Below are 22,219 nucleotides of genomic sequence, written 5' to 3'. Positions count from 1 at the left end.
GAGTCAGATGAACTCGGATGGGTGCAGGCATGGGGATATTTTAAGAGGAGGGTACTTAGAAGGGGGTGCTTGCGATTGGGGCGCATAGGACCCCCCTTATCTCTCATGTCTGCTGGTGGTGCCAAGTAGCAAACGAAGGAATAAGACCGGCCGGCTAGGGTTTGGGTTATCGGGTGAACCCTTGCATCTAACGCGGGTCCCGGAGAAGATAAAGCCGTGCCCTATCCGGTGCCCGCCTCGAGGCTCCTCCTCCCTCGCACGGCCAAGGAGGTGCGGCGGGACCGTCTCCAGCGACGGGTGGAGGAGGCTTTCCGCTTTAGCCCGGGGGTGGTCCTGGCTGCAGGGGCGGGGTACGGGAAGACCAGCCTGGCCTCAGAGTTTTCCGGGGTTTACGTGGCCCTGGCGGAGGAGGCTAAGGATCCTGCGATTTTTCTGTGGCACCTTCTGGCTGCCTACCAAGGTCGGGCAGAGCTTCAAAGGGTGGCAGAGCTTTTGGAGGCAGGGGCTTGGCCCAGTGCCTTGGAGGCCTTTCTGGGCGCCTTGGAACCTTTGGGTTTCCACCTCCTGGTTTTGGATGAGGTTCACCGGGCGGAGGGCCCTGGGGTACTCAAGGTGGTGCAGGGCCTAGTCCGGCTTCGTGGCCTAAGGCTCTTGCTCCTTTCGCGAAGGGCCACACCGTTTGCTTTCCTTACGGTGCTTTCCGAACGAGAGTTGGCCTTTGATCCCGAGGAGGCCTGCCAGCTGGCTAAGGCCTTGGCCCCTGAGCTTCCTGCTTTTGAGGTGGAAAGGGCTCTTTCCCTGGTGAAGGGGTGGCCCTTGGGCCTCCGGGTGGCCCTCTTGGCCATGCGCCGGGGTTTGAAGCCGGAGCTGGCGCTGGAAAGCGCCGAGGGGCTCCTGGCCTACCTGGCCTATGGCCTTCCCGAGGAAGTGCTATGGGAGGCCTCGAGGCTGGCCCTTTTGGGGGAGGTACCGGAGGCAGAGGGCCAGGCCCTCTTGCCCTATGCCGAGGACCTTCTCTTGGAGAGGCGGGAGGGGAAGCTCTGTTTTCACCCCCTGGTGCGTGGTGCCCTGAAAACCCTCCTGCCCGAGGTGGAGGCCCGGGGGCTTCTCACCAAGGCGGCGGAGGACGCCCTAGGCCGGGGGGAAGGGGTTCGGGCGGCCGAGTTTCTGCTGGAGGCAGGAAGGTTGGGGCATGTGGCGGATCTCCTGGTGCGGGAGGGATTTTCCTGGTTGGCGCGCGGCCTCACCTACACCGTGTTGCGCCTTTTGGCGCACCTGCCTGAAGCCTTGCGCCAAGGGCGGCGCGGCCTTGACCTGTTGGAGGCCGAGGCCTTGCGCCAGGCTGGGCGCTACCAGGAATCAGAGGCCGCTTATCAAAAGGCCCTTAGGGCGGGGGAGATCCGGGCTTACCTGGGCTTGGCCCGGCTTTTCCTGGACACCGTGGAGCCGGCTCGAGGACGCCCTTACCTAGAGGAGGCCTTAAGGTTCTTCCCTCAGGAAGCCAGGCTTCTTCTGGCAGAGAACCTCCTGAACGAGGGTCGGGTGGAGGAGGCGGAGGCCCTGGGGTTTTCTGGGCCCCGGCTCCTCCTGAGGCAGGGAAAGCCAGCGGAAGCCCTGGCCCTGTTGCGGGAAAGCGGGGACCCCGGCCTGCATCGGCCACCGCAGAACCATCGCGAGGGTACCCTGCTCCGGGCTCTTCTGGAGTGTGTGGCTGGGGATGCGGAAGAAGGTCTTCGGTGGGCGGAGCGGGGGTTGAGGGAGGCCGAGGTGCTGGGGAGCCCTTTTGGCATGAGCCTAGCCCAGGCCAGGAGAGGGCACGCCCTTCTGGCTTTGGTACGTGTGGAGGAGGCCAAGGCTGCCTACCGGTCTGCCTTGGCCATGGCCGAAGGGGGTCCAGCCCGACTAAAGGTGGAGGCCCTGGGGGGTCTGGCCGCCTTGGGGGATGAAGAGGCCTACAGGGAAATGGTCCGCCTGGCCCGGACCGCAGGGGACCTTTGGGTGGAGGGCTTCCTCACCCTTATGGTGGCGGTGGCTTGGCTCCGGCGGGGTGAGGTTTTTCCCTTGCCCGCCCTGCCCCTTTTGGATCCCTTCCTCCGGGCTTTGGCCCAGTCTTACCCCTTTGGGGATGGATGGGAAAACCTTTTGCAGGTCTACCCCTTCCTGGCTGAGAGGACGCTGTTCTCCCCCCCTATTGCCCGGGTGCGCCGGGCCCTTTGGCGGCTTGGCCGCCTTCCCGTTTCCTACCATCCCGGGGTGCGGGTGGAGATCCGGGCCCTTGGAGGGTTTGAGGTGCGGGTGGAGGGACGTCCCGTGCGGTTCCGCCGGGATAAGGCCCGGCTTCTCCTGGCCCTTTTAACCGCTGGGGACTGGGAGAAGGAGGATCTTTTGGAGGCGTTGGCGGCATCTCCTGGCGAGTTCCGGGTGCTGTGGTGGGAGGTGGTAAACGCCCTGGAGCCGGGCCGTCCCAGGGGGGCAAAGCCTTACTTCCTCCGCCAAAAACCCTATGGCCTCTTCCGCCAAGCCCCGGAACTCTACCTGGACCTTTTGGATCCCCAGGCTCCCCTTGCCCCGCCCTATCTGGGGCTTGACCACCCTTTTTTAGAAGACCAGGCCAGAGCCTACCTGGAGGAACGGCGGCAGGCCCTTTTGCAAAGTCCTAGGCTCGAGGACTGGCTCTTGGCTTTGCGCCTGGATCCCCTGGATGAGGAGGTTCTGCGGCGTTTTTACGGCACCCCCGTCCAAGAGGAAGCCCTTCTCCTCCGGCAGAGGGCTTTGCAGGAGCTGGGTTTGGAGGCATGAGCCTCCGTCCGACGTTCCCAACCAGTCCGGTTTTGAAGCGGATGAGGACAGCCTTCCTGGTCCTTTCCGGATCCCGGAACCGCTCGGGCCAAACCGAACTAGCGTAGAGCTAGCTCCTGCAAAACGGCCGGGGCCTCGGCAATCCTGGACCCGGATTCGGGGGTAAGGAAGGGCTTCAGCTCTGCCAGCCAGAGCTCGAGCTGCCACCGGAGGAAAAGCCACGGCGGTAAGCCGCCCGCCTTCCCAGGACGCCCTCCCGGTAGCTACCACCCCCTTATCCCCAAGGCCAGCTGAACCGTGAGCCCTGTCCTTAGGGCTGAATCCAGGTAGGGTACCAAGGTCTCAAGGAGATCCACCCGTTGGAGAAAGCCTTCCCACCGGGAGGAAAGGATAGGGGACCGGGTGCGGAGGCCCTCCCTTACCAGGTGCAGACCTTCCTCAAAATCCTTTAGGGAATCGGGGAAAGGGGCTTCGGCGTGGGCCTCGCAGGCCCTTCTCATCAGCTCTAAGGCAAAGAGCCACCTCACCTCCGGACCGTGGGCCAGGAAAGGGGGTGGCCCAAGGCCCCAGGGTGAAGAGAGGCGGCTACGGGAAGCCAAGGGCCTAAGGAGGTTGCGGCCATAACCCCCTCCCTGCGGGAGCGCCCGTTCCAGGGAAGCACCCGGTCTCCTTTCCCATAGGGCAAACCCAACCCCTGGGCGGGGAGAGGGTCCCGGGGGTTGGGTTCCGCTAGGGCCCTTAAGCGGCCCTTTTGGTCTGTTTTTGGCGCAACTCCTTCCAGAACACCACCAGGGCGCTCACCACATAGATGGAGCTGTAGGTGCCCACGAAGATGCCCACGAAGATGGCCAGGGAGAAGTCCCTGAGGACGCTTCCCCCCAGGAAAAGGAGGGCGAGGATGGGCAGGAGGGTGGTGAGGCTGGTCATCACCGTGCGGGATAGGGTCTGGTTGATGGAGCGGTTCACCATCTCCCGGTAGGGGATGCCCCGCATGAGCTTCTGGTTTTCCCGAATGCGGTCGGAAACCACGATGGAGTCGTTGATGGAGTAGCCCACGATGGTGAGAAGGGCGGCGATGGTGGGGATGGAGAACTCCAGGCCCAAGAGGCTGTACATCCCCGCCACGATGGCCACGTCATGGGCCACGGCGATGACGCTGGCCACCCCGAAGGTCCAGTCGAAGCGAAAGGCCACGTAGAGGAGGATGAGGCCAAGGCCCACCAAGACCGCCATCACCGCATTGCGGCGAAGTTCGGAACCGATGGCGGGACCCACGGTCTCCGAGGTGAGGACGCTGGCCTTTAACTCCGTGGTAAAGAGCCCTTCCAGTTCCAGACGCTTGGCATCGGGAAGGGGTGGGAGCTTTAGGGAAAACTCCCGGAAGTCGGCGGTGGGAGCCTGCACCTGGGTGATGACCGCCTCCTTGGCGGGGAAGCCCCTGGTTTCCAGGAAGCGTCTTAGGGTGTCCACCCCCACCTCGGGGCCCGTGCGCAGGGTATACGCCGTACCCCCGGTGAAATCGATGGAGTAGTTGAAGCCCTTGGTGAAGACCACCCCTGCCGCCAGCACGGCCAGGAGAAGGGTAGCTAGGGTGACGAAGCGGGCCGGGCCCATGAAGTTGAACCGGGGGTCCACCAGCCACATGGGAGGGCGGACTTCCCCACGGTCAGCCATGCGCTCCAGGAGGTAGCGGCTGAAAACCAGGTTGGAGAAGACGCTGGCCACCACGCCGATGGCCAAGACCACCGCAAAGCCCCGAACAGGCCCGGTGGCGTACTGGTAAAGGGCGGCGGCCGCCAACAGGTGGGCGGCGTTTACGTCCAGGATGGTCAGGGTGGAGTGCCTGAAGCCCTCGGGGATGGCCTGGCGGAAGCGTTTTCCAGCCCTGAGCTCCTCCTTGATGCGCTCAAAGGAGAGCACGTTCCCGTCCACCGCAGCCCCCAGGGTGAGCACCAAGCCAGCGATGCCGGGGAGGGTGAGGGTGGCTCCGAGGCCGGATAGGAGCCCCAGGATCAGCACCGAGGTGTAGATGAGGCCTAAGGAGGCCACCAGACCGAGGCCCGCACCGTAGTAGGCGAAGATGAGGAGGAAGATGGCCAGGGTACCGATGAGGGCCGAGCGGTTACCGGCCTGGATGGCATCCTGGCCCAGGGTGGGGCCTATTGAGCGGATCTCCGCCACCTCCAGGGGAACGGGCAACGCCCCGGAACGCAACACCAGGGCGATCTCGCTGGCCTCCTCGAGGCCCGATAGCCCCTCGATCACCGCCTGGCCCCCGGTGATGGCCTGGCGGATCACGGGGGCGGTGTAGACCTTACCGTCCAGGACAATGGCCAGTTGCCTGCCCACGTTGGTCCGGGTGACCTCCTCAAACTTCTTGGCCCCTTCCGGGGTAAAGGTGAGGGCCACCTGGGGGCGGCCGAACTGGTCGAAGACCGCCCGGGCGTCGGCCAGGTCCGCGCCCGTGAGAAGGGCCGGGCCCAGGTCCTCGGGCTTGATGAGGTCCTTTTCCAGGTCTTCCCGCTTAAGCCTGGGGTTTTCCCTGAGGGCCTGGTTGATCTGGGCCACGGTGGTGCCGGTGGCCCCTTCCTTGAGGATGCGGAACTCCAGGACCGCCCGCTGGCCGATGAGCTTTAGGGCCCGGTCCTGGTCCGCCTGGGAGAGGCCGGGGAGCTCCACCACAATGCGCTTTTGCCCCTGGATCTGGATCAGGGGTTCCGCCACCCCCAGGGCGTTGATGCGGTTCTCTAAGACGGTGCGGGCCTTTTCCAGGTCATCGGGGGTGGGGTTTTCCACGGCGGCCTCGAGGACAATGCGGAGACCTCCTTTGAGGTCTAGGCCCAGCTTGACCTTGGGCTCTTCCGGGGCCCAGGGCTTCCAAACCATGAGGAGGGCCAGGAGGAAAAGGCCCAGGAGGAGAAGTCCGTTGAGAAGCTTCCGGTTCATACTCTTCACCCTTTGGGGCACGCATGTGCCCGATTGGCTTGCAGAAGGGCTTAAAGCCGCATACCAGAGCCTAACCTTAGGCTGCGCCGGATGGCCCTTGGGCTTGCCCCGGCGCGAGGGGAGAGGGTTTTAGGCCCTAGCCTCCGTCCAGCTGAAGGCGGCCATAAAGGAGGTAAAGCGGGGATGGAGAAGGGCTCTTGGGTGCCGGCGGCTTGGCCTCCCCATCCCGGGGCTTTAGGGGGGGATGGGGAGGCCGGGTGGGAGCCTGGGCCAAGGGGGCAAGCCCGTTTCCCTGGCGCTCCTCCTTGAGAACCCAGCCAGGTCCCTTGGCGTGAAGCCCGGCTTCCCCCTTTCCCTTTGCCTCGAGGAAAGGGGGTAGGCCCTGGAGGACCAGGGCCAAAGCGGCCAGGACCAGCCCCCACCTTCCCCAGGCGCTCCCTGGGACCTGCCGCTGGGGATACTCCAAGGGGAGGCTAAGGACCACAGGGCGCCTCCTGGGAAAGGACCACCAGACCCGCTCCAAGGGACCTCCTACGCGGGCACCTCCACCATCTGGAAGGCCTCTATGATGTCCCCTTCCTGGAAGTCGTCAAACCCCTCGAGGCCAATGCCGCACTCGTAGCCCTGGGCCACTTCCCGCACGTCCTCCTTGAAGCGCTTGAGGCTGGCCATCCTGCCCTTCCAGACCTCCTCGCCCTTACGCAAAACCCTCACCTCGGCGCTCCGCACCACCTTGCCCTGGGTGACCATGCACCCTGCCACCTGTTTGCCCCCGGGCAGGCGGAAGATGGCCCGCACCTCGGCCCGGCCCAGGACCTCCTCCTTGAATACGGGCTCCTTTTGCCCCTTGACCATGGACCGGACCTCGTCGATGAGGTCATAGATGATGCGGAAGGTCTTGAGGAGGACTCCCTTTTGCTCGGCCGCCTTCTTCACCGCACCCGAGGGGTTTACCCCAAAGGCCAGGATGGCGGCGTTGGCCGTCTGGGCCAGGAGGACATCGGACTCCGTGGGGGCTCCCACCTGGGCCAGGAGGACGTTGATCTTGACCTCCTCGGTGCTCTCCTTAGCCAGGATGTGCTGGATGGCCTCCAGGGAGCCCTGGGTGTCCGCCCGCAGGATGAGGTTAACCTCCTTCTGCCCTTCCTCCTGCAGGGCCCGGAGCAGGTCGGCCATGGTCCGGGGGCGACGCTCCCTCTCCGCCTCCTCCCGGGCCTTGCGCTCCTCCTTGCGCTCCTCGGTGATCTCCTTGGCGGCCTCCAGGTCCGGCACCCACTCCACCACGTCCCCCGCGTGGGGAAGCTCCTGGAAGCCCAAGACCTGCACGGCGCTTCCCGGGCCTGCCTCCTTGCGCTGGTTGCCGTCGGCGTCCATCATGGCCCGGATGCGGCCATACACCTCCCCGGCCACCACGTAGTCCCCCACCCGGAAGGTGCCCTCCTGGACCAGCATGTTGGCGATGATCCCCGCCTGCTTGTCCAGCTTGGACTCGAGGATCACCCCCTTGGGCTCGGCGTTGGGGTCGGCCCGGTAGTCCTCCAGCTCGGCGATGAGGAGGATCATCTCCAAAAGGTCCTGCACCCCTTGGCCCGTTTTGGCGCTGATGGGCACCACAACGGCGTCCCCCCCGTACTCCTCGGGCACGAAGCCCCGCTCCATCAGCTGGCGCTTGACCCGGTCGGGGTCGGCCTGGGGCAGGTCCATCTTATTCAGGGCGAAGAGGATTTTGGCCCCGGCCGCCTTGGCGTGGGCGATGGCCTCATCCGTTTGCGGCATGATCCCGTCGTCGGCGGCGATGACGATGACGGCGATGTCCGCCACCTTGGCCCCCCGCTGCCTTATGGTGGTGAAGGCCTCGTGCCCGGGGGTGTCGATGAAGACCACCGTGCCCTGAGGGGTTTTCACCTCAAAGGCGCCCACATGCTGGGTGATTCCCCCGGCCTCCTTCTCGGCGATGCGGCTTTTGCGAAGATAGTCCAGAAGGGTGGTCTTCCCGTGGTCCACGTGGCCCATGATGACCACCACAGGAGGCCTTCGGGGCAGGGCTTTCCTCCGCTCCTCCTCCGCCAGCTTCTCCTGCAGGCCCCGTTGTTCCTTTACGAGTTCCCGCACCGCCTCCGCATCCTCCTCGGAAAGGGTGGAGGCATGGGACTTGTAGGGAACCCCCATCTGGTCCAGGAGCTCCAGGAGCTCCTCGTTGGTCATGCCCAGCTCTTTAGCCAGCTGGTAGATGCGTATTTTGGCCATCCGTACCTCCTAAAAGAGAGATGAGCGCTTCCGACAGGGCCTTGGCCCGGCCTCCGGCAAAGCGCCTCAGCTTCTTTTCTGTCCAGCACTCCGGGTTGTCGGGACAGACATAGGCCCCCCGGCCCGGCAGCTTCCCCGTGGGATCCAGGCGAAACCCTTCCGGCATGAGCAGGATGCGCAAAAGCTCCCCTTTGGGCCGCCTCCTGCGGCAGGCCACGCACATGCGGATGGGGAGATGCTTCGCCATCACTCGGAAAGGTCCCGGAAGAGTTTCTCGAACTCCTCTTTCGCCCGGCTGGCGGTTTCCGCCTCCTCCATGGCGGCCTTGCGGATAGCCTCGTCCAGGTCGGAGATCTCCGCCTCCTCAAAGTGGATCTCGTACCCCGTGAGCTTGGAGGCCAGGCGCACGTTCTGGCCGCCGGTGCCGATGGCCAGGGAGTGCTGGTCCTTGGTCACCTTGACCCGGGCCCTTTGCCCGTCGGGTTCCAGCTCGATGGAACCCACCTGGGCGGGGGAGAGGGCGTTACGGATGAACTCCTTGGGGTCCTTGGCCCAGAGGATGATGTCCACCTTCTCCCGGCCCAGCTCGGCGGATACCGCCTGGATGCGCTGCCCCTTGTGGCCGATGCAGGCCCCGATGGGGTCGACGTTGGGGTTGTGGGTCATGACCGCCACCTTGCTGCGGCGGCCGGGCTCGCGGGCGATGGCCTTGATCTCCACGATGCCCTCGGCGATCTCGGGGACCTCCTGCTTCAAGAGGTGCTCCAGGAGCTTCTCGTGGGCCCGGCTAACGATCAAGGAAGGGCCTTTGGCGGAGCGGTCCACCTTTTTCAGGTACACCTTAAGGCGCTGCCCGGGGTAGTAGCGCTCCGTGGGAATCTGCTCGCTCTTGGGGAGGTAAGCCTCCCCCCGGCCCAGCTCCACGAAGACGTTGCCCCGGTTGTCCACCCGGGTCACCACCCCGGTGAGGACCTGGCCCTCCTTGTCCTTGTACTCGTTATAGATGCGGTTGCGCTCGGACTCCTTCAGGCGCTGGGTGAGGATCTGGCGCAGGTCCTGGATGGCCATGCGGGAGAGGCCCTCGGGGTCGATGGGGAACTCCATCTCGTCACCCACCTGGACCTCAGGGTCGTACTGGAGGGCCTCGGAGAGGGAGATTTCCTTGTCGGGGTCCTCCACCTTTTCCACCACGCGGCGGACCTCCACCATCTCGATGCGCCCGGTCTGGGGGTCGATGTACACGTCCACCTCCGGGCCCTTGCCCGCATCGATCTCCTCCTTGCGGTATCCCTTTTGCCGTTTGATGTAGGCCTTGCGCAGGGCCTCCTTGAAGGCCTCGAGGACCTCCTCGGTGGTCACCCCCCGCTCCAAGGCCAACTGCTGCATGGCGTCGATGAAATCCCGGTTCATCTCTCCTCCCTGTACCTACGCTGTTACCTGGGCTCCTTGGGCCACTCGGCGAGGGTGGCGCGGAAGGTGCCGATCCTAAGGCGCTTTTCCTCCTGGCCCACCTGGAAGACCACCTCCTCCTCCTCCACCCGGAGGATGCGCCCGGTGAAGCCCTCGGGCCCCGGCACCTTGGCCTTGAGGCCCTGGAAACGCTCAAAGTGGCGGCGGGTGAAGAGGGGGCGCTTGGGGCCGGGGGACTCCACGAGAAGGCGGTAGCTTCCCGGGATGGGGTCCTCCCGGTCAAAGACAGCCTCTATGGCCCGGCTGGCCCGTTCCAGGTCGGCCACGCGGATGGGCCTTTCGTCCTTCCGCTCCAGGCGGACCAGGACCTCCCCGGGGGCTTCCCTCACCTCCAGGACCTCGAGGTCCAGGGGCCCTACCGCTTCCTCCACCAACCGCCAAAGGTCCACAGGCACCTCCCCACCTCCCTTCACAAAGGAAGGGTGGGCTTACACCCACCCCCCTCCCTTGGGAGCACTGGCCCTAGTTTACACCCAAAACCCCCTTGACTACAACCCCTTTAGCCTGGTACACTCAAGGTTGCCGGTCCGAACCCGGCCAGTGGCATGGGGGTGAACGGTCTCGACGGGGGTCGCCGAGGGCAGGTGGCGCGCCGAGGTGCGGGTGGCCTCGAAGGTAGCCCCTGAGGGGGCTGACCGTAAAAACCCGCAAACGAATAAAGGCCAACAAGCCTGCTTACGCTCTCGCGGCTTAGGCCCGCGACCCCGCCCGGTAGCCCTGCCGGGGGCTCACGGTAGCGGGGACACAAACCCGGCTAGCCTTGGCTAGGCCCCGTAACCCAAGGCGAAGCCAAGCGGGGCTTGCCCCTGGCCGCCCGTCCGCGGGCCAAGCCAGGGGGACACCCTAAACGCGGACTACGCGCGTAGAGGCCTGCCGTAGGGACTTTCGGACGGGGGTTCAACTCCCCCCACCTCCACCAAAGGGCTAGGGGCCTGTCAGGGCCCCTAATTTTGTTGTGGCCCTTATGCGGCAGTATGGCACCACGGAATAGACCACCCTTTATCTGCTAGTTTGAAGCGCCTTCTGGAACTTAAGGCCCGGGGGGAGGGCGGTAGCGCATCCTAACTTGTGACCTTCCTCTAAGGTTGTAAAGTGAGGTTGGTGCCTCCTGGCACCTCCTTCGGGGCGGGGTGGAAGTCCCCACCGGCGGTGAAAGCCCGCGAAGCCCCTTTGGGGCCCGACCCGGTGGAATTCCGGGGCCGACGGTGAAAGTCCGGATGGGAGAAGGAGGTCGTTTGCGAGAGCTGGACGAGCGTTTTCTCCGTAGGGCGTTGCAGCTGGCCGAGCGGGCTCGAGGCCACACCCACCCCAACCCCCTGGTGGGGGCGGTGCTGGTGCAAGGGGGCCGCATCGTGGGGGAGGGGTACCATCCCCGGGCAGGGGAGCCCCATGCGGAGGTTTTTGCCCTAAGGCAGGCCGGGCCCTTGGCCCAAGGGGCCACCCTTTACGTGTCCTTGGAACCCTGCAACCACTTTGGCCGCACCCCCCCTTGTTCCCTGGCCCTTCTCCAGGCGGGGGTGGCCCGGGTGGTGGCGGCGGCCCGGGACCCTAACCCCTGGGCCCAAGGGGGTCTGGAACGGCTCAGGGCCGGGGGGGTGGAGGTGGAGGCGGGGCTCCTGGAGGCCGAGGCCCGGGAGCAGAACGAGGCCTTCTTCCACGCTCAGGAAAAGGGCCGGCCCTTTGTGCTCCTAAAGGCTGCCTTGACCTTGGACGGCAAGGTGGCGGCCCCAAGCGGGGATGCCCGCCACGTGTCCTCGGAGGCAAGCCGGCGCGTGGCCCAGGCCTACCGCCAGTGGCTCCCCGCGGTGATGGTGGGGGTGGGGACGGTCCTCACGGACGACCCCTGGCTCACCGTGCGGGAGCCCGACTTCAGGCCCTTTCCCCTGATGCTGGAGCCCCCGCCCCTTAGGGACCCGGTGAAGGTGGTCCTGGACACAGAGGCCCGCACCCCTCCCACCGCCCGCATCTTTCAGGAGGGGCCCCGGGGAGAGCCCGCCCGGGTGTGGGTGCTGGTGGGCCAGGGGGCGCCCAGGGAAAGGCTTAAGGCCCTGGAGGAGGCGGGTGGCCAGGTGGTGGAGCTTCCCAGGGAGGGGGGAAGGGTGAGCCTCGAGGCGGCCCTGACCTTTTTGCTGGAGGAGGGCCTGGACGGGGTGCTCTTGGAAGGGGGCCCAAGGCTGGCCGGGGCCTTTTGGCAAAGGGGTTTGGTGGACAAGCTGGCCCTTTTCCTGGCCCCTAAGCTTTTGGGGGAGGGGAGAGGGTTCTTGGAGGGCTTTTCCCTGGAGCGCATGGCGGAGGCCAGAAGGCTCAGGATCGTCCGGAAGGAGTGGCTAGGGGAGGACCTTTGGCTGGAAGCGTACCCGGAGGGATGATGTTCACGGGACTGGTGGAGGAAACCGGCGAGATTCTACGGGTGGAGGAAGGCCCTTTCCTCAGGGTCCGGATTGCCGCTCAGGAGGTGCTTTCCGACCTTAAGGTGGGGGATTCGGTGGCGGTGGACGGGGTTTGTCTCACCGCGGTGGCGGTGGACGGGGAGGGCTTCTGGGTGGAGCTTGCCCAGGAGACCCTGCGCCGCACCGCTCCCACCTGGCGGGTGGGGCACCGGCCCAACCTGGAAAGGGCCCTTAGGGTGGGGGACCGGCTTGGGGGGCATTTCGTCACCGGGCATGTGGACGGGGTGGCGGAGGTGGTGGCCATCCGGGAGGCCCCGGGGGCCAGGGACTACTACTTCCGCCCTCCCCGGGAGCTCCTCCGCTATGTGGCCGAGAAGGGAAGCGTGGCCTTAAACGGGGTTTCCCTTACGGTGGCGGGGCTAGAGGGGGATGCCTTCTTTGTGACCCTCATCCCCCACACCCTAAAGGTCACCAACCTGGGAAGCCTTCGGGTGGGGGAGCGGGTGAACCTCGAGGTGGACCTCATCGCCCGTTATCTGGAACGGATCATGAGGGGGGAATGATGGAGGGTTTGGCCAGCGTCAAGGAGCTTTTGGAGGAACTCCGCCAGGGCCGCCCGGTGATCCTGGTGGACGACGAGGACCGGGAAAACGAGGGCGACCTCATCATGGCGGCGGAACACGTGACCCCGGAGTGGGTGAACTTTATGCTCAAGGAGTGCCGGGGCCTCCTTTGCGTGGCCCTCACGGAGGAGCGGGCCAAGGCCTTGGACCTGCCCCTCATGGTGGAGAGGAACCAGGATCCCCAGGGCACCCGCTTCACCGTGAGCGTGGATGCCCGGGGGACCAGCACGGGGATTTCCGCCTTTGAGCGGGCGGCCACCATCAGGCTCCTGGCTGATCCCGAGGCCACCCCCCAGGATTTCCGCCGCCCGGGGCATATCTTCCCCCTGGTGGCCAGGCCGGGCGGGGTCCTGAGGCGGGCCGGGCACACCGAGGCCACGGTGGACCTTTTGCGCCTGGCGGGGCTTAGGCCGGTGGGAAGCCTCATCGAGATTCTCAAGGAGGATGGCACCATGGCCCGGCTACCCGACCTCCTGGACTTTGCCAGGCGCCACGGGCTTAAGGTGGGCACCATCGCCGACCTCATCCGCTACCGCTTGGAGAAGGGGGACCTCTACGTGAAGCGGGAGGCGGAGGCCCTGTTGCCCACCCGGTTTGGCGAGTTCCGCATCTTGGGCTACCGGGATAGCCTCACGGGGGAGGAGCACGCCGCCTTGGTCATGGGAAGCTGGGACCCTGAGGAGCCCATCCTGGTGCGCATGCACTCCGAGTGCCTCACCGGGGATGCCCTCCACTCCTTGAGGTGCGACTGCGGCTTCCAGCGGGACCTGGCCCTGGAACGGATCGCCCAGGAGGGGAAGGGGGTTTTGGTCTACCTGAGGCAGGAGGGGCGGGGAATCGGCCTCGTCAACAAGATCCGGGCCTACCACCTGCAGGACCAAGGGCTGGACACGGTGGAGGCCAACCTGGCCTTGGGATTTCCTCCGGATCTAAGGGACTACGGGGTGGGGGCCCAGATCCTCTACGACCTGGGGGTGCGCAAGATGCGCCTTCTCACCAATAACCCGCGCAAGGTGAAGGCCCTGTCCGGCTTCGGCATCGAGATCGTGGAGCGCCTTCCCTTGCGGGCCGGGGACAATCCCCACAACGAGCGGTACCTCCAGGCCAAGAAGGAGAAGCTCGGGCACTGGATGGACTGATGGGGTTTCCAGGGCGGTCTGGGTGGCTCCAAAGCCCCTAGCATGAGGCTATGCTCCGGGCTCTTAGGGTTGGGGTCCTCGCGCTCCTCTTCCTGGCCTTCCTGGACCCCAGGTGGCCCATGCCGGGGCGGGTGGTGTACCTCCTGGACTTTTCCCCTTCTGCCCGGGAAAGCGTCTTTGCCCTGGCGGATCGGCTTCCTAGGGATGGCCTGTATGTGGCCTTTGCCGGGAGGGCGGTGAAGCTTCCCTCCCCCACCGCCCGCAGGCTGGACCTGGGGGAGGCGACAAACCTGAAGGCGGCCTTTCAGGAGGCGGAGGCCCTAAAGCCCGCCCGGGTGGTGCTGGTTTCCGATGGGCTTTTTGATCCCATACCGGCCCCTTTTCCCCTGGATGCCCTCTATGTGCCCCCCATGCCCCATGTGGACGTGCGCCTGGTCCCTCCTCCTTACTCCCTCCAGGGGGAAACGGTGGGGGTGGGGGTGGTCCTCGAGGCTCCCCTACCCGTGGAGGCCCGGCTTAGGGTGGAGGGTCCTGGGGGGTCCGTGGAAAAGAGTCTTTGGGTGGAGGGTCGCAAAACCCTGGCCTATACCTTCTCCCTTACGGAGGAGGCCCAGGTGAGGGCGGTGGTGGAAGGCGCCTGGGGCAGGAGCGAGGCCCAGGTGAGCCTGGAACCTGCCGACCGCGGCAAGGCCCTGGTGTTGGGGGATCCGGCCTTGGCCCGTTACCTGGAGGCCCAGGGTTTTCAGGTGGAGGAGGGCCCCTTCCGCATGCCCTTGGAGGCCGACCTGGTGGTGGTGGGCCTCGGGGTCCTGGACCTGCCGGAGGAGGCCCCGGAGGCCCTTAGGGATTACCTACGCCGGGGAGGAGGGCTTCTTTTCACCGCCACCCCCAGGGGCCTTTTCTTTGGCGGTTGGGACCGGGCCTTGCCGGAGGACCTCCCCTTAAAGCCCTGGGGGCGCAAGGGGGCGGCCTTGGTCCTGGTCCTGGACGTTTCCGGAAGCATGGAGGGGGAGAAGCTTTCCCTGGCGGTGGCCGGGGCCTTGGAACTGGTGCGCTCGGCGGCGGCGGAGGACCACCTGGGCGTGGTCCTCTTCTCCTCAACCCATCGGGTCCTTTTCCCCCCTAGGCCCATGACGGAACAGGGCAAGAAGGAGGCGGAAAGCCTTCTCCTCTCCGTGCGGGCGGGGGGCGGCACGGTGTTGGGCCCCGCCTTCCGGGAGGCGGTGCGGCTTTTGCAGGGGGTGCCGCTGGAGCGCAGAGGGGTCTTGGTCCTGAGCGATGGCCTCATCTCCGATCCCCAGGGGCCCATCCTGGAGCTGGCGGAGGCCTCGGGCCTCGAGGTGAGCGCCGTGGCCCTGGGGCCCGACGCCGACCGGGCCTTCTTGGAGGAGCTTTCCCGCCGGGGCGGGGGGCGGTACTACCAGGCGGCCACCGCCCGGGAACTTCCCCGGCTCTTCCTGAGGGAGGGCCAGGAGGTCTTCCAGGGGGAGAGGTTGGAAGGCCGGTTCCCCCTCCAGGCCAAGCCCCATCCCCTCACCGAGGGCCTGGCCCCACCCCCCCTCGCCGTCCTCCTCCCCGCCCGGGCCGAGCCTTGGGCCCAGGTGATCCTGGAAAGCGAGGGGCGGGCGGTGTTGGCCCTGGGCGAAAGGGGAGAGGGGCGGGTGGCCGCCTTGGCCACCGACCTTTCCCGATCCTGGCGGGGTTGGGAAGGGGCGGCTCCCTTTCTTGGGGGGCTTGCCCGCTACCTCATGGGAAGCGTGAAGGCCCTGGGCCTCTACGCCTACCCTGAGGGGAACGGGGTCCGTGCCGTGGTCCTGGGCCGTCTAGAGGCCCCCCTTTTCCTTAGCGGGGGAAAGGAAGTCCCCCTGGTGCCCACGGGTCCTGCGCGCTACGAGGTGCGGGTTGGGGAAGCGGGGGTGCTCTTGGACGGGAAGCGCCGCATACCCCTAGCCCCGCCCCTTCCCGGGGAGTGGGCTCCCAGGGAGGGAAAAGAGGTTCTCAGGGCCATGGCTGAGGCCTCTGGGGGAAGGCTTTTGACCCTCGAGGACCTAGGGCGGCCAGTAGCGGCCCCGCTTCCCCTGCGCCCCTACCTGCTGGCCTTGGCCTTGGCGCTTTTCCTCCTGGAGCGCTTCGGCGAGGCACGGCGGGGTTTTCCCAGATGAGGCCACCCTCTTCTCCACACCCTCCTCCTAAGGACCCAAGGTCCAGTGGGGCTAGCGGGCCTTGGGTTTCCCCGTGTGCATGGATCACACCCCGGTCTTTGGGGGACCTTCTATTCTTAAGGCATGCATTGGGATGACGAGCTGGACAAGCTAATCCGGCGGGAGATGGAACGGAAGCGCTGGGAAGAGAAGCCTTTGCACGACCGCATCACCCAGTTGGAAGCGGCCCTTTTTGACGCCCAGCAGGAAATCCGGCATCTTTGGAAGGAAAAGTGGGAGTGCTATGAGCGTACCCAGGCGGTGGCGTTGGGGCAGGTGTTTCCGGGTCCTGAGCTTGCGGCTTTGAAGAAGGTCCTGGAAGAGGCCTGGCTGGAACTGGTCCTGATGGCCTCACCAAAGGCCCAAGCCCTTTCCCAAATCATCCAGCTTTTGGAGCGCTATTTTCCTGACCAAAACCCCCGGTGATCTGCACCAAAACCGCCTCCCCCCGCACGGTTACCTCCCCGTTGGCGTAGAGCTCGGTTTCCACCACCACCTTCTTCCCCTTAATCTCCTTGGCCCGGCCCAGAAGGAGCAGCTCGGGTCCCAAGGGGGTGGGCTTCAGGTAGTCCACCTTGAGGCTGGCGGTGACGAAGCGCAGGGGATGGGTTTCCAAATCCAAGCCCTCCGCATGGGCCTTGGCGGCTGCGGCGGTGGCGGTGGAGTGGCAGTCCACCAGGGAGGCGAGAAGCCCCCCGTAGACGAACCCGGGGATGGCGGTGTGGTGGGGGCTGGGGGTGAAACGGGTTTCGCTCTGGCCCTCCTCCGCCTTCCAGTAGGTCTTGAGGTGGAGGCCCATGGGGTTCAGGTAGCCGCACCCGTAGCAGTGGGCCCACTCCGGTGGGTAGTAGAGCTGGATGGCCTTCATGCTAAGCCCTGGGCCTGCCAGCGCTCCGGCACCGCCCGCCTTAGGAAGTCCACGATCTCCTGGGTGCTGGTCCCGGGGCCGAACACCGCTGCCACCCCTAGCTCCTTCAGCTTGGGCACGTCCTCGTCGGGGATGATTCCTCCCCCGAAGAGGAGGATGTCTGAGGCCCCTTGCTCCTCGAGGAGCCTTTTCACCTCCCGGAAGTAGTGCATGTGCGCCCCCGAGAGGATGGATAACCCTATGGCGTCCACGTCCTCCTGAATGGCCGCGGAGACGATCATCTCCGGGGTTTGCCTGAGCCCAGTGTAGATCACCTCCATGCCCGCATCCCTTAGGGCCCGGGCCACCACCTTGGCCCCCCGGTCGTGGCCGTCCAGCCCGGGCTTGGCGATGAGCACCCGTATGCGCCGGTCCATAACCCCATCCTAAACGTAGGCTGGCTCCTGGTAGGTGCCGTACACTTCCCGCAAGACGTCCATCATCTCCCCCAGGGTGCAGTAGGCTAGGGCGCACTCCACGAAGTGGGGCATGGTGTTCTGGCCCTCCACCGCTGCCCTCCTTAGGCCCGCAAGGGCCTCCTCCACCCGCTTGGGGTCCCGCTCCCGGCGCACCCGGGCCAGGCGCTCTGCCTGGACCCGCTCCACCTCGGGGTCCACCAGCTGGATGGGGACCTTGAGGGGGATCTCGTCGGTGAAGGCGTTCACCCCCACGATGATCCTCTCCTTGCGCTCCACCTCCTGCTGGTAGCGGTAGCTGGCCTCGGCCAGCTCCCGGAGGAAGTAGCCCTCCTCGATGGCCCGCACCACGCCCCCCATGCGCCGGATCTCCTCGATGATGGCCATGGCCTGGCGCTCCATCTCGTCGGTGAGCCACTCCACGTAGTAGCTTCCCGCCAGGGGGTCGATGGTGTGGGTGACCCCACTTTCGTAGGCGATGATCTGCTGGGTTCTGAGGGCGATGGTGGCAGACTCCTCCGTGGGCAGGGCCAGGGCCTCGTCGTAGGCATCGGTGTGGAGGCTGTTGGTGCCCCCAAGGACGGCGGCCAGGGCCTGGATGGCCACCCGGGCGATGTTGTTGAGGGGCTGCTGGGCGGTGAGGGAGACCCCGGCGGTCTGGGCATGGGTGCGAAGCATCCAGCTCTGGGGGTTCTTGGCCCCGTAGCGGTGGCGCATCTCCTTGGCCCAGATGCGCCGGGCGGCGCGGAATTTGGCGATCTCCTCAAAGAAGTCGTTGTGGACATCGAAGAAGAAGCTGATCCTGGGGGCGAACTCGTCGATGTCCAGGCCCCGCTTGAGGGCGGCCTCCACGTACTCAAACCCGTCCGCCAGGGTCCAGGCCAGCTCCTGCACAGCGGTGGAACCGGCCTCCCGGATGTGGTAGCCGGAGACGGAGATGAAGTTCCACTTGGGAACGTTTTTGGGCCCCCACTCAAAGGTGTCGATGACCAGTTTCACGCTGGGCTCAGGGGGGAAGATGAACTCCTTCTGGGCGATGAACTCCTTGAGGATGTCGTTTTGGATGGTGCCCCCCAGCTTTTTCCAGTCGTAGCCCTTTTTCTTGGCCACCGCCAGGTACATGGCCCAGATGGCGTTGGCGGGGCTGTTGATGGTCATGGAGGTGGTGACCTCCTCGAGGTTGATCCCCTCGAAGAGAACCTCCATGTCCGCCAGGCTGGAGACCGCCACCCCGCACTTACCCACCTCCCCCTTGGAGAGGGGGTGATCGGAGTCGTAACCCATGAGGGTGGGCAGGTCAAAGGCCACGCTGAGGCCGGTCTGGCCCGCCTTTAACAGCTTCTTGAAGCGCTCGTTGGTCTGCTCGGCGGTGCCGAAGCCCGCGAACATGCGCATGGTCCAGAGCTTGGACCGGTACATGGAGCCATAGACCCCGCGGGTGTAGGGGTACTCCCCAGGGTAGCCCCGCTTCTCCTCGTACTCCGGGTCCAGGACCCCGATGTCCTCGGGGGTGTAGAGGGGCTCTGGGGCGATGTCCGAAAGGGTGCGGTGGGCTATGGGCCTTTCGGGCATCTTCTCCAGGCTCTTCTGGTACGTTTCCCTGAGCCAGTCGTGCTTCTTGCGCATGGGCCCTCCCTTGGGCCATATTCTACGCTTTTGTGCGCCTAAGGAAAAGAGCGTTATGCCATCCCAAGCTGCCGGGGCGGGAAGCCCTGGGGGTTAGGGCCCCGGCCTACCCTTTTCGCGAGCCCCCTTTTGCAAGGGGCAGGGTGGCCAGGGCAGCGGGGAATGCCGTCCCCTGGGTCTTCCCGGAGCATTGGGCCGCGGCCTTCCTCACCCCAGGCGCTTCTTTTCGCTTTCGGGTTCCACGTGGATGGTGACGGTAAGCCCGGGGAAGCCTTCCTCCAAGACCCTTTCCAACTCGTCGCAGAGCCTGTGGGCCTCCTCCACGGTCATGGACCCCGGCACCACCAGGTGGAACTCCAAAAAGGTCCGGTGCCCTGCCTTACGGGTTTTAAGGTCGTGCACCTCGAGGGCCCTCCCCCCAAGGGCCTCGGCGATGGTCTTTCGCATCCGCCCCACCTCCTCCGCGGGAAGCCCCTCGTCCATAAGCCCTCCCACGGACTGGCGTACCAGGCGGAAGCCCATGAAAAGGATGTTCCCTGCCACCAACAGGGCCAGGAGGGGGTCCAGCACCCATAGCCCCGTGAGCCCGGCAAGCCCCACCCCGGCGAGAACCCCCGCCGAGGTGAGCACGTCGGAAAGCACGTGGTACCCGTCGGCGGTGAGGGCGGGGGAACGGAGGACCTTGCCCTTACGGATAAGGTGCCAGGCCAGGAGGCCGTTAAGGAGGGAGGCGGCGAGGCTAACCACCAGGCCCAGCCCCAGGCCCTCGAGGGGCTTGGGCTGGAGGAGGCGGGGCAGGGCTTCTTGGGCGATCAAAAGGGCCGCCACCACCACCAAAACCCCCTCCAGGACCGCGGAGAAGTACTCGGCCTTGGTGTGGCCGAAGGGATGGGTTTCGTCGGGGGGGCGGTGGGCAAAGCGTATGGCGAAAAGGGCCAGGAGGGCCGCGGCCACGTTCACCGTGGACTCGAGGGCGTCCGATAGAAGCGCCACCGAGCCCGTGAGGAGATAGGCCAAGGCCTTGAGCCCCAAGACCAAAAGGGCCACCAGGAGGCTAAGGCGGGCAGCCCTTTCCGCCACCTAGGCTTCTTCCTCCACCAGCTCCCGCTTGGGCTTGAGAAGGGGGAAGAGGAGGACGTCCCTTAGGGAGGGCTGGTCGGTGAGGATCATGGCCAGGCGGTCCAGGCCTAGGCCCAGCCCCGCCGCCGGGGGCATGCCGTACTCCAGGGCCAACAGGAAGTCCTCGTCGGGCTCGGGGGCTTCCTCATCCCCTTCCCTTCGGCGCCTGGCCTGCTCCAGGAAGCGCTCCCGTTGGTCCAGGGGATCGTTGAGCTCGGAGTAGGCGGGGGCGAGCTCCATCCCGGCCGCATAGAGGTCCCAGCGCTCCGTGAGCCCGGGTTTTTCCCGGTGCCGCTTGGCCAGGGGACTGATGGCCAAGGGGAAGTCAAAGACGAAGGTGGGGTTCTGGAGTTCCGGCTCCACGTAGATCCCGAAAAGCTTGTCCAGAAGCTTGTAGCTGGGGACCTGGGCCAGCTCGGGGTGGTGGGCGTCGGCGAAGATCCTAAGCCGTTCCAGGTCCAGGGGGTCAAAGGGGAGGCCGGCTTTTTCCTTCAGGGCTTCCACGAAGGAGATGCGCCGGAAGGGGGGGGTGAAGTCCAGCACCCGGCCCCCGTAGGGCACCTGGTAGCTGCCAAAGAGGTGGAGGACCAAGCCGGAAAGGAGTTCCTCCACCAGCCTGGCCATGTCCTGGTAGTCGGCGTAGGCCCAGTAGGCCTCCAGCATGGTGAACTCGGGGTTGTGGTTGTGGTCGATGCCCTCGTTGCGGAAGTTCCGCCCGATCTCAAAGACCTTCTCAAACCCGCCCACCAGAAGGCGCTTCAGGTAAAGCTCCAGGGAGATGCGGAGGTAGAACTCGTGGTCCAGGGCGTGGTGGTAGGTCTTGAAGGGCCTGGCCTCCGCCCCGCCGGTGGTGGCCTGGAGGATGGGGGTTTCCACCTCCAAAAACCCCCGCTCCTCAAAGAAGCGGCGGATGTAGCGCACCATGGCGGTGCGCCGGCGGAAGACCTCCCGCACCTCGGGGTTGACGATAAGGTCCAGGTAGCGCTGCCGGTAGCGCACCTCCTTGTCCTTGATCCCGTGCCACTTGTCGGGGAGGGGGTGGAGGCTTTTCACCAGGGGGGTCCAGGAGAGGACCTTCACCGTCACCTCCCCGGTCTTGGTGGTGAAGACCGTGCCCGTGGCCCCCAGGATGTCCCCCACGTCCAGCTTCTTTAGGAGCTCGTAGCCCGGGGTAAGGTCCTTTTGGAAATAGAGCTGGATCTTCCCGCTTTCGTCCAGGAGGTGGGCAAAGGTGACCTTCCCCATGCGGCGTAGGGCCACGATCCGCCCGGCCAAGGCCACTTCCCCTTCCCACTCGCTTTCCGGGGGAGCCCCCTGCTTGGAGATGAGGATCTCCTTGGCGCTATGGGTTTTGGGGAAGCGGTAGGGGTAGGGTTGAAAGCCCGCCTCCACCAGGGCTTCCAGGTTGAGCAGGCGTTGCCTCGTCTGTTCGTTCATGTTTAGCCGCGCACCGAGACCACCCGGAACTCCTTCTTGCCCTTGGGGGTCTCCAGGCTGAGCACATCCCCTTCCCTGTGGCCCAGTAGGGCTTTGCCCATGGGGGAGGCATCGGAGATCTTCATGGGGGTCTCCAGGACGCTGGCCTCGGCGGGGGAGACCACCTGCACCTCCAGGCGCTCCCCGGTGACGGGGTCTTCCAGCTCCACCACCGAGCCCAGGCCGATGACCTCGGTGGTGGCCCCCTCGATGATCACCGCCCGGGAGAGGATGTCCTCGAGGCTATCGATCCGGGCCTCAATGCGGGCCTTTTCCTGCTTGGCCGCCTCCAGCCCCGAATCGTCGTAGTCGTCGGAGGACTCCATGAGCTCCTGCAGGATGCGGGTGGCCTCCTGGAGGCGTTCCCTTTCCTGCAACAGTTGCTGCATGAGCCGCTCGTAGCCGGCCTTGGTTAGCTTCACCTCGCGCGCCATAGCTCACCTCGTAAGTCATGGAGGCCGGCCAAAGCCGACCTCCTTGGCCCCAGGGCCTCCTTCTCAGGTGAGTATACCGCGAAGGAGGATTTCCCTCAAACGCTCGGGCTCCGCGTGGCTGGCGCAGGCTGCGGTGTCCCGGCAGAGGACCAGATAGCGGAGGTGGGTCTCCCTGCCCCCCACGGGGTGGCGGAAGAAACCCAAGGCGCTTCCCGAAAGGTGGCGGCGGCAGGCCTCGCACACCTGGGGGCTTCCCAGGGTTCCCGGCAGGGGTTCCAGGGCCAGGCGGAGCTCCGGGGGCCCCTTTTCCTGGATGATCACCCGGCCTTCCTCGTCACGATAATAAAGAATCTCCCCAATGGGGAGAAGCTCTGGGGGAGTGCCTGGAAAGATCTCCAGGATCATCTCCCTTTCCTCGTGGTCCAT

20 protein-coding genes, 1 other RNA gene and 1 riboswitch are annotated in these 22,219 nt (G+C 65.7%); of the genes, 7 read left to right on the top strand and 14 right to left on the bottom strand.

What is annotated here, in order from left to right:
- The first annotated feature begins 216 nt into the window (after positions 1–216).
- The gene (locus L0C59_RS08150) at positions 217–2,799 is read left to right on the top strand and encodes a MalT transcriptional regulator family protein (RefSeq protein ID WP_243090860.1); all 2,583 of its coding nucleotides are present in this window, start codon (positions 217–219) and stop codon (positions 2,797–2,799) included.
- Between the two features lie 263 nt (positions 2,800–3,062).
- Here the strand turns inward: L0C59_RS08150 and L0C59_RS08145 are convergent, their stop codons facing one another.
- The 7 genes from L0C59_RS08145 to rimP all read right to left on the bottom strand — a co-directional run bounded on the left by L0C59_RS08145 (position 3,063) and on the right by rimP (position 9,851).
- A complete protein-coding gene (locus tag L0C59_RS08145; RefSeq protein WP_243090859.1) occupies positions 3,063–3,299 on the bottom strand; it encodes a hypothetical protein in 237 nt (78 codons plus the stop codon).
- A 238-nt stretch (positions 3,300–3,537) separates the two neighbouring features.
- Positions 3,538–5,745: a protein translocase subunit SecD gene (secD, locus tag L0C59_RS08140; protein ID WP_243090858.1), complete on the bottom strand. Its 2,208-nt coding sequence runs from the start codon at positions 5,743–5,745 to the stop codon at positions 3,538–3,540.
- A gap of 136 nt (positions 5,746–5,881) precedes the next feature.
- Positions 5,882–6,229 carry a hypothetical protein gene (locus L0C59_RS08135; RefSeq protein ID WP_243090857.1) on the bottom strand — a complete coding sequence of 116 codons (348 nt, stop codon included), beginning with the start codon at positions 6,227–6,229 and terminating at the stop codon, positions 5,882–5,884.
- A 47-nt stretch (positions 6,230–6,276) separates the two neighbouring features.
- Positions 6,277–7,992: a translation initiation factor IF-2 gene (gene infB, locus L0C59_RS08130; RefSeq protein ID WP_243090856.1), complete on the bottom strand. Its 1,716-nt coding sequence runs from the start codon at positions 7,990–7,992 to the stop codon at positions 6,277–6,279.
- Positions 7,961–8,239, bottom strand: coding sequence for a YlxR family protein (locus L0C59_RS08125; RefSeq protein ID WP_243090855.1), 279 nt, complete (start codon positions 8,237–8,239; stop codon positions 7,961–7,963). The genes infB and L0C59_RS08125 overlap by 32 nt, the downstream gene beginning before the upstream one ends.
- Positions 8,239–9,402: a transcription termination factor NusA gene (gene nusA / locus L0C59_RS08120; RefSeq protein WP_243090854.1), complete on the bottom strand. Its 1,164-nt coding sequence runs from the start codon at positions 9,400–9,402 to the stop codon at positions 8,239–8,241. Before nusA ends, L0C59_RS08125 begins: the two co-directional genes overlap by 1 nt.
- 23 nt (positions 9,403–9,425) lie before the next feature.
- Positions 9,426–9,851: a ribosome maturation factor RimP gene (gene rimP / locus L0C59_RS08115; protein ID WP_243090853.1), complete on the bottom strand. Its 426-nt coding sequence runs from the start codon at positions 9,849–9,851 to the stop codon at positions 9,426–9,428.
- Positions 9,852–10,009: 158 nt separating this feature from the next.
- Here rimP and ssrA point away from each other — a divergent pair.
- From ssrA to L0C59_RS08085, 6 genes are all read left to right on the top strand, one after another.
- Positions 10,010–10,381, top strand: a transfer-messenger RNA (tmRNA) gene (gene ssrA, locus L0C59_RS08110).
- 193 nt (positions 10,382–10,574) lie between these two features.
- Positions 10,575–10,695: riboswitch (FMN riboswitch) on the top strand.
- Between the two features lie 2 nt (positions 10,696–10,697).
- Positions 10,698–11,831, top strand: a complete 1,134-nt coding sequence (gene ribD, locus L0C59_RS08105; protein WP_243090852.1) for a bifunctional diaminohydroxyphosphoribosylaminopyrimidine deaminase/5-amino-6-(5-phosphoribosylamino)uracil reductase RibD — start codon at positions 10,698–10,700, stop codon at positions 11,829–11,831.
- The gene (locus L0C59_RS08100) at positions 11,831–12,415 is read left to right on the top strand and encodes a riboflavin synthase (protein WP_243090863.1); all 585 of its coding nucleotides are present in this window, start codon (positions 11,831–11,833) and stop codon (positions 12,413–12,415) included. The genes ribD and L0C59_RS08100 overlap by 1 nt, the downstream gene beginning before the upstream one ends.
- Positions 12,415–13,614 (top strand): bifunctional 3,4-dihydroxy-2-butanone-4-phosphate synthase/GTP cyclohydrolase II, encoded by a 1,200-nt coding sequence (locus L0C59_RS08095; RefSeq protein ID WP_243090862.1) that lies wholly within the window; start codon positions 12,415–12,417, stop codon positions 13,612–13,614. Before L0C59_RS08100 ends, L0C59_RS08095 begins: the two co-directional genes overlap by 1 nt.
- Positions 13,615–13,664: 50 nt before the next feature.
- A complete protein-coding gene (locus L0C59_RS08090; protein WP_243090851.1) occupies positions 13,665–15,776 on the top strand; it encodes a vWA domain-containing protein in 2,112 nt (703 codons plus the stop codon).
- A gap of 123 nt (positions 15,777–15,899) precedes the next feature.
- Complete coding sequence (locus tag L0C59_RS08085) at positions 15,900–16,241, top strand: hypothetical protein (protein WP_243090850.1); 342 nt, start codon at positions 15,900–15,902, stop codon at positions 16,239–16,241.
- On the opposite strand, the gene L0C59_RS08080 is transcribed toward L0C59_RS08085, so the two are convergent.
- From L0C59_RS08080 to L0C59_RS08050, 7 genes are all read right to left on the bottom strand, one after another.
- Positions 16,195–16,683, bottom strand: coding sequence for a PaaI family thioesterase (locus tag L0C59_RS08080; protein WP_243090849.1), 489 nt, complete (start codon positions 16,681–16,683; stop codon positions 16,195–16,197). The two genes, L0C59_RS08085 and L0C59_RS08080, sit on opposite strands and share 47 nt — an antisense overlap.
- Positions 16,680–17,099 carry a cobalamin B12-binding domain-containing protein gene (locus tag L0C59_RS08075; RefSeq protein ID WP_243090848.1) on the bottom strand — a complete coding sequence of 140 codons (420 nt, stop codon included), beginning with the start codon at positions 17,097–17,099 and terminating at the stop codon, positions 16,680–16,682. Before L0C59_RS08075 ends, L0C59_RS08080 begins: the two co-directional genes overlap by 4 nt.
- Before the next feature lie 9 nt (positions 17,100–17,108).
- Entirely contained in the window at positions 17,109–18,764 is a 1,656-nt protein-coding gene (locus tag L0C59_RS08070; protein ID WP_243090847.1) for an acyl-CoA mutase large subunit family protein, read from the bottom strand.
- Positions 18,765–18,971: 207 nt separating this feature from the next.
- On the bottom strand, positions 18,972–19,844 hold the full coding sequence (locus tag L0C59_RS08065; protein WP_243090846.1) for a cation diffusion facilitator family transporter: 873 nt from the start codon (positions 19,842–19,844) through the stop codon (positions 18,972–18,974).
- Positions 19,845–21,320 (bottom strand): lysine--tRNA ligase, encoded by a 1,476-nt coding sequence (gene lysS, locus L0C59_RS08060; RefSeq protein WP_243090845.1) that lies wholly within the window; start codon positions 21,318–21,320, stop codon positions 19,845–19,847.
- A gap of 2 nt (positions 21,321–21,322) precedes the next feature.
- The gene (locus L0C59_RS08055; RefSeq protein ID WP_243027339.1) at positions 21,323–21,793 is read right to left on the bottom strand and encodes a GreA/GreB family elongation factor; all 471 of its coding nucleotides are present in this window, start codon (positions 21,791–21,793) and stop codon (positions 21,323–21,325) included.
- A gap of 63 nt (positions 21,794–21,856) precedes the next feature.
- Positions 21,857–22,219: a hypothetical protein gene (locus L0C59_RS08050; RefSeq protein WP_243090844.1), complete on the bottom strand. Its 363-nt coding sequence runs from the start codon at positions 22,217–22,219 to the stop codon at positions 21,857–21,859.

Origin of the sequence: Thermus neutrinimicus (assembly GCF_022760955.1) — a bacterium.
GTDB lineage: Bacteria > Deinococcota > Deinococci > Deinococcales > Thermaceae > Thermus > Thermus neutrinimicus.
This window is presented reverse-complemented; position numbering and strand designations above follow the sequence as displayed.